Source organism: Natronococcus pandeyae (assembly GCF_008122205.1).
Classification (GTDB): Archaea; Halobacteriota; Halobacteria; order Halobacteriales; family Natrialbaceae; genus Natronococcus; species Natronococcus pandeyae.
Genome location: NZ_PHNJ01000026.1, coordinates 22,018 through 29,330, shown reverse-complemented (window position 1 = coordinate 29,330; position 7,313 = coordinate 22,018). Strand labels below are relative to the sequence as shown.

General features: G+C 57.7%; 6 protein-coding genes and 2 pseudogenes. 2 read left to right on the top strand and 6 right to left on the bottom strand.

Translation table 11 applies throughout. The annotated features are described in order from the left end of the window. Window positions 1-203: pseudogene (locus CV102_RS24965) on the bottom strand (transposase); the annotation flags it as partial. 58 nt (window positions 204-261) lie between these two features. Between CV102_RS24965 and CV102_RS27120 the strand changes: the two are divergent. Next, the gene (locus CV102_RS27120; RefSeq protein WP_006088820.1) at window positions 262-396 is read left to right on the top strand and encodes a hypothetical protein; all 135 of its coding nucleotides are present in this window, start codon (window positions 262-264) and stop codon (window positions 394-396) included. Window positions 397-711: 315 nt separating this feature from the next. On the opposite strand, the gene CV102_RS24955 is transcribed toward CV102_RS27120, so the two are convergent. The 4 genes and pseudogenes from CV102_RS24955 to CV102_RS24945 all read right to left on the bottom strand — a co-directional run bounded on the left by CV102_RS24955 (window position 712) and on the right by CV102_RS24945 (window position 4,846). After that, window positions 712-1,371, bottom strand: a complete 660-nt coding sequence (locus CV102_RS24955; protein ID WP_148860712.1) for a helix-turn-helix domain-containing protein — start codon at window positions 1,369-1,371, stop codon at window positions 712-714. Between the two features lie 853 nt (window positions 1,372-2,224). Continuing rightward, a pseudogene (locus CV102_RS27315) lies at window positions 2,225-3,597 on the bottom strand (zinc ribbon domain-containing protein). Beyond that, on the bottom strand, window positions 3,594-3,728 hold the full coding sequence (locus tag CV102_RS27115) for a hypothetical protein (RefSeq protein WP_267903147.1): 135 nt from the start codon (window positions 3,726-3,728) through the stop codon (window positions 3,594-3,596). The pseudogene CV102_RS27315 and the gene CV102_RS27115 overlap by 4 nt, the downstream one beginning before the upstream one ends. Window positions 3,729-4,057: 329 nt before the next feature. Beyond that, window positions 4,058-4,846: an SAM hydroxide adenosyltransferase gene (locus CV102_RS24945; protein ID WP_148860707.1), complete on the bottom strand. Its 789-nt coding sequence runs from the start codon at window positions 4,844-4,846 to the stop codon at window positions 4,058-4,060. 43 nt (window positions 4,847-4,889) lie between these two features. Between CV102_RS24945 and CV102_RS26315 the strand changes: the two genes are divergently transcribed. Further along, window positions 4,890-5,045: a hypothetical protein gene (locus CV102_RS26315; protein WP_187433110.1), complete on the top strand. Its 156-nt coding sequence runs from the start codon at window positions 4,890-4,892 to the stop codon at window positions 5,043-5,045. Between the two features lie 838 nt (window positions 5,046-5,883). Here the strand turns inward: CV102_RS26315 and CV102_RS24935 are convergent. Continuing rightward, window positions 5,884-7,311 (bottom strand): sodium:solute symporter family protein, encoded by a 1,428-nt coding sequence (locus CV102_RS24935; protein ID WP_148860705.1) that lies wholly within the window; start codon window positions 7,309-7,311, stop codon window positions 5,884-5,886. Between the last annotated feature and the right edge of the window lie 2 nt (window positions 7,312-7,313).

Below are 7,313 nucleotides of genomic sequence, written 5' to 3'. Positions count from 1 at the left end.
TTCTTGAGCGCGTCCTTCGCGTAGGACGTGAGCGTGTAGGGCGTAACGACGTCGTTGACCGCCGTTTGCGTATCCGCCCCACTCTCGAAGGCGTCCGAAAGGGCGCGTCGGTAGGTCGCCACGGTACGCTCGAGACGGTGCTCTTTGCTCGTAGTGGGCGGAGCGAGCGTGGCTTCGAGCGTTTTCGTGGCGGTCGCCGTCACAACTGCGAGTACGGGAGCACAATAGTTAAAACTAACTAAAAACTAACCATGTGTGTAGATGCCCAACCTGAACATTGAAGTAGACCAAGACGAGTACGACCGCCTGAGCGAAATCAAAGACGCACACGGCCTCACCTGGAAAGGGGTGCTACTCCAAGGTGCGAAGTCGCTGGACACCGAGGGGCCGTTGTAGGGCGAGTCGAGACACGAACGAACGCGATTCCTCCCCGCGCTAAAGCACGGGGTTTCCTCGCTACCGCAAGATGAAAATCGGTCGTACTCGTTTCTTCGACGGCCTGAAACTCCGTTGATCCGCATTGGCAACCGTTTTTCGTCCCGATCGGCTGCACCGTGCCGTCAGGCCATTGCGCAGCTGCATACGCAGATCCGCACTCGAGACATTCGACGAGTGTCCGTTTGCTTTCTCCCTCGGGCATCATTCATCCCCTTCTTCGACGGATACTGTTCTCAAGGATCCTTTTGACTATACAAGAGCCTTTTATGCGAATCATTGATTCGAAGTATCCGTTTCAGAAAGGGTACTCCCGAGGATGTGTTTCATCCCACGGCGGAGCCGAGACGCGACGGCCTGCTGGGAGATTCCGAGTTCGTCGCCGAGTTCTTCCATCGTCACCGCACGCGGGGACTCGAAGTACCCACGCTCGTAGGCGAGTACCAACGCTTCTTGCTGTGTGTCAGTGAGTGCTGCCTCGGTTTCGGTCTCGACCGGCGTCAGTGCGTGCAGTTGCGTCAGCGTGACCGGGATCTCCAACTCTCGACAGCGAGAGTGAAAGGTTGCAACATCGCTTCGGGTGTCCCCGCGAATGTCGAACGTCCACCGACGGCTTGTGCCGGTCGCTTTGATGAGCGGGATGTCGGTCTCGGTCAGCACGCTCAGCACGTCGTCGTATTCGAGTGACCACTCGACACGCAGTAGATACTCGTCCTCGACGGAATCGACGAGTTGGATTTGCTTCACGCCCGGGTGGTCAGAAAATGCCTTTTCAATGTCCTCAACATCTGTCCCTCGAACCCAGAAGTAGGGGATCACAATGTCACGCGACGGAATCAATCGTTCGAGTTCGACCGTTACGTCCGGTAGTTGTGTGAACACGGTGCCGAGGGGAAACTGATCGGATGGAACGGTAAAGGTAGCCTCAGTAGCCATTACCCGAACGACGTCGCGCTGGCTGTAAAAACCTCTCTTAGAGCAAGGTTCGGTGGCGAACGACTCCGCCAATCCGCTCTTGTGGCTCTCAACTTGCTGACTACGCATCTTATATTGAGCGATCACTACCATCGCAAATTGGGCTGAACCTCGTGCGACATTCGCGCCCTCTATTCAGCACAGCCGCTGGAACCTATCACCGGCCAAGGGGTTCAACAGAGCCGACACTCCTGCACTCCGTGATGCGGTCGAGGGGCTCTCCGCCCGGCTCGAGCAGCAAGCAGACCCGGCAAAGCCGGAGGTGGGTGGCGAGGACTGAGAGCAGCGCTCAGTGAAGTACCTCGGGGGGAGGCTCCGAGGCTTCACGATGCGGATCTCGATCCAGAACGCTTCATGCTAGGATAGCCTAATACAACTATGATTCCATAACGAGAAGCCTTAAACACGCTCGGTAGTCATTCACATACAACGGTGGAAACCACCGCAGAAACAAATGGAATCGGACGATACGTCTTTGAACGGGAAGCACACGGAACAATATACTACCGAGCACCCTGCGCCCCAACGGCCGAAGGATGCATCGCAGTGCGCAGATCCGCCTGCGGTGCCCGACCGATATGCGGCGCTCAATCTCGCACAGGACGAGACATACATATACGACCAAGGAGACCCAGACGCCTGGATTCAATCGGACACGGCCCGCTCACTCGAGCAGATAGCGTGAGCGAAGCCTGACCACACTGCCGGACTGACGCAAACGGTGAGAGTGTAGCGTACGGTGACGTCCTCGCCCGTCGTGAACGACGGGGCTTCCACCACGGGTGGAATACCAGCAAAGTGCTGGATTGAGGTTTCAAGACGTGTACGGTGAACTGGTCTCTGGCTCCGCCCCTGCTCCCTCTGCTGGTGAGCTAGACGAAACCTTGTCATCGGCTGCCCCGCCTCTCGACGTCTTACCCGACTCGACGGACACCACTGCAGAGTCCTCGCCGAGGGTAGCCTCGCTCCGTTCATTGTCTTGTGGCTCCGCCACCGGAGCCCCACTCCGAGCCGCACTGCATGGCGAGTCATCGCCTGCCGATTTCACTGGCAGGCTCTCTCCCCACGGATTCAATCGCTGTGCGATTTTCGCTGCTGCGTTCAAATCTGCCTGATACTCCGACACCCAACATGCCTTGTTCGAACACTTGAACGTGCCCTGATCCGGTCTGTCTCCGATGTGTTGGCAAGCGTGGCACGTTTTCGACGTGTAATGGGGATACACGTATTCCACAGGGATACCACGTTCAGCGGCCTTATCCTCGATACGCGATTGCAGTCGGGAGAACAACCACTTCCCAAGCCGTCGATTCCAGTACTTCCCGATGTCTTCGTCCGTAATGCCGTCGAGGTATTCGAGACCGATAACGGGATTTTCGAACTGGGCTACGTATTCGACAGCTCGCGTAGAGGCCTTCTCTACTTCGTCTTCGATGGCATCTTGCCATATGCCCCACACAAGGTCATCAATCAACCTGTCTGAGTCACGTGGTTTCAACCGGTCTTCCGCGGAGGCTTTTTTTGTCTAAGGTATCGGACGCGACCACCATCCACGAACAGTGGGTCGACTGGGGCATCTTCTTGAAGGGCACAGCCCACCAAGAGTTTGGATTCCCCCACGTCGAACCCGACTGGTGTCACATCGTCGCTCTCGCACGAACACGAGTGGTCTGATTCGACTTTGTAGTTCGCAGTGACGTGCAAGACCCAACGACTCCCGTCGCGTTGTAAGCGGAGTTCGCCAGCCCATACACTCTCATCATCTTCGTCAATGAGTGCGTGCCACCAGTCTTCTTGGTCGGGATTCAACTGGAGTGGAATCCAGAAATTCGTTCCTCGACCGGGAAGTGGAACTTCCCAGCAAATCTTGTGGTGTCGGTCTTCGTCTACGTCGAAGACGGCTGCGGTGTTGGCGTAGCGGATTGGGTGGTCGTCTGCGAGTTGTTTCGCATCATACGTGTCCTCGTCGAGCAAGTTGGGTACGTATTTTTTGAGTGCGTTTTTCGAGTTCCAGTTGAGGTCTTCGCCAGTGACCACGTCGTTCACCGCGGTCATCGTGTCACACTCTTGGTTAAAACTCCTGTGTAGGAGAGTTTCGTAGCGGTAGTGTTTATTATGAAGCTTGCGCTGCTTGTGCTGAGTGGGAGTGGCAAGATACGCCTCGAGCATCTTGCACTCTTCACTCATTCTTCGGCGTCAAGTCCGTGTTCCACGAGTTCGGCGTACGCGTGGTCCATGCGGAGGCCAGTCTCGCGGGAGTAGTCTTTCACTCGCTCGTGGAGCGGGCTTCCACGTTCGATGGCAATATCAACTCGCATCTGTTTTTTTCGTACGCTCTAACGTCTGCTAATTGCTTCGGTTGCGTTTGGTATTCAGTCGGCTGTTACTCGTTGAGTGTGTAGTGGAGTGACGCGATTCACGCCCGCCTTCAGCCTCACAAGGCTCGGCTTCAGGACGGGATTCTCTCGCTGTTCAAAGATAGCTGTTCGAACAAACAGGGAGTGCTACGAGCCTTTTCGCGTCTGCAGCCCTTCGGGCATGTGTGGCCGTACCTCGGTGTTCATTACTAGCGGTCCTCGATTCGGTGACAGCGGATGTTGTCAGGTAATTGGTGTGGTGCTACGATCGGCTACTGCGACTGAAGCAGCTATGGGTCGTTTCGCTCCACTATCGTGATATTGTCCCCTGGCTGTGGCTGATCGAACTCCGCCGCTGCGGAACCCCCTCGCAGGAAGAGTTCCATGTACGAATCATCACCGCCTGCCGAACCGGGAACCATTCCGACAGTGCCTTCCTCAACCTCGGAAACGGTGTCTCTGACGGGAACCTCAGTAGTGATGGTATTGAGTTCGACCGTAATGTCGTCGGTATCCAAATCGAATTCAGACGCTCTGATCGAGGTCTTGATATTGCCGTACCCATCAACGTGACAAACCGTCGACTCCGGCTTTAGTGGTATCTCATCGATAGATCGGGACGCCCCGAGCGCGTCCGTGTCTCCGTTGGCAAGCTCGGCGACCCGTTTCGGGAAGTGGTCCCGCGACCGAAACTGTGTGCCGGTCGATGGCGTCTCGATCTCCCGGAACTCGTGGATACGGTCCCGAACAAACGACAGGTTGTATCCGGTGTCGACCGCTACGACAGGGACGCCGGTCTCCAGCGTGAGATAACAGAGTTGCCCGCCTTCATCGGCTCGCTGTGGGCCAGCGTCTTCCGTTCTGGGAGCGGTATTCGAGTAAATGAACAGGTCCTCAAACGCGGGGTTATGGAGCCCAAGTTGTTCGATCCAAAAGCCCGTCGCAACCGTCGACAGCGGTGGAACCGCAGTTGTTTGGACGTGGATGTCCGGGTCTTCAGCCAGCAGCCGATGCACGACCTCTGAAAAGGCAGGATCGGACTTCCCATAGTCGGCGACGAGGTGAATGAACGGACTCATTATCGGGCGGGTACGCGGAGACATCTCACAGCGGTCAACAATCGTGTCAGGCGCATCACTCGAGGCGGGCCACCACCTGCTTCAGCATCCGTACCGGCCGGTCGATGAAGCGGCTGTCAGGTCTCTGCGCGGGACGGTCCTCATCGACAGTGACCTCAGCTGGTTCGTCGGCGGTATCCTCTGTTTCAGCCGGGCCTGAGTAGCGGTGACACACTGCATGAGGGCGTACAGTCGGTGCCTATAAGAAACCACAGGGGGGGAACGGATACGACCAGACAGAACGCCGATGGCGTCTCCACACCGATAATCCGCCAGTGACAGCTGGTGTCCTCAGACGAACCACTGGACGTCGTCTCGAGTCCGGACCGACGACCGAGCGGGCAAGCAACCCACAGCTACTCGACCCATCGTACAACCGCACTGGGTGTGTCAGAAGACATTCGAGGCAGAAATGAGTGAGATTCGACGGAACTGGGAACTCTCTCTAAGTGGCTCCATCAGTTGGGTGGAAGCCAGTATTGCCACAGCAGTTTCACTTTGTACCGAAGTAGCGGTGAATAAGCAAACCGGGGGTGGTTGATCGACCACGGGTCTTCGGTAAGTTTGTCAGAAAGGCGCCGGATGAACTGCCGAATCTGCGGTTTGTCCTCTGTTGAGAGCGGTCGCACGTCGATGATACACGCCGTTTCCGTGTACTTCGATCTCGTCGATTCTGACGAACTGAGTGACATAAATGCGCGAAGGAGCGGATCATACGAGACTGCTGTAACCGTTAGTGCCCATTCTTCGTCGGCGAGTTCGAAGCGAGTCGCCTCCTCGGCTCCGAAGATCGCCCGTTCACCGCTCGCGGGATCGGTTGACTGGCGGTCAAACGACCACCCGAGTTCTGTCAGAGTGCGATCGATCGTGTCGCTCAACTCATCGTGGGACGTTCCTACGAACGTTCGCCACGTTCGGCCAATCAGGATGCCAAGCAGGGTACGAGGTATCATTGTTGTATGAACGAGATATGAGGGGGGAAGCAGACAGCCCGTCAGTTACCAGCCGAATCGATCATGACCGAGTTCGTCGGAAAGCTGTTCGATCCGTTCGGCACTCCGGGCATCGGTCAGCCATGTCGCGACGACACAGCAAACGAGCGACACCGGGACTGCGTATATGATCGCACCGAACATCGGGGTATAAAAGTAGGCGACTGCGTAGGCGAGCGCGCCGCCGACCATCCCCGTGGTCGCCCCATACCGGTTCATCGGTTTCCACCAGATACCGAGGACGAGCGGGAAGAAAAACGCAGCCGCCATGAGTCCCGTTCCATCGGTGTACAGTTCGACGAGGTAGGTCGGGGGGTTCCACGCGGCGATAATGCCGAGCAACCCGATAACGACCACTGCGACGGTCCCCATATTGACGATCCGCTCCTCGGAAGCGTCGGTGTCGACGAGGTTCCCGTACAGATCGTTCGAGACAGCGGCGGCCATCGCCAGCAACAGCGCGTCCGTCGAGGACATAACCGCCGCGAGAATCGTCGCAGCAGCGAAGCCAGCGACGAGCTCCGGCAAGATCGACTCCATCACAAGCAACAGTGCGTAGTCAGCCTCGGCGAGTTCGGGATCGATCGAGATCGCGGCGCCCGCGATGTGGACGAACGGGAGCGTTACAAGAATGTACATGAGCGCGACCCATGCGTACGCTCGTTTGGCCGACTCGGGGCTCTTCGCGGAAAACGCCCGCATTGCGATGTGTGGCAACACCGCGACGGCGAACGCCCAGATCAGCGCGAAACCGATGTAGGTCTGCATCTCGAGACCCCCCGTACCGGCCACGCGAGGTGCCTCCGAGAGGGGGGCGGACATCGAGTAGCCGAAGTAGTCGAAGCTGATCAGCCAGATCACCGCGAGGAGACCCCACATGAGGACCCCCTGTAGGAAGTCGGTGACCGTGATCGCCCACATCCCGCCGAGCGCGACGTAGGCGATGAAGACGAGGCCGATCGCCGTGACTGCCGGCAGATAGCCGATTCCCAGGAGGTAATCGGAGACGAGCCCACCCGCGCGTAACTGGGCGACCATGTACATGAAGTAGCCGACGAGGATGATCGCGGGCGCGATCAGGTTGATGCGGCTATCAGCGTACAGATAGTCGAAGATATCCGGGAGCGTGTGCTGCTCGAGGCGACGAAGCGGTTTTGCGACGAAGATCGCCGCCACGAGGAACCCGACGACCGATCCTACTGCTGCCGCCCACCAGAGAGGCACACCGAGTGCATAGACGATCCCGATCGCGCCGAGGAACGTCCCGCCACTCGCGAACGCTGCGAAGATCGCCATCGAGTTCACGAACGTCCCGATCGAGCCGCCGGCCGACCAGTACTCGTCAGCCGACCGCCGATTGCGGAAGTAGAGGCCGATCGCCAGCACGAGGACGAAATAACAGAGGACGATTGCCATCTCGCTGACGCGGACCATCG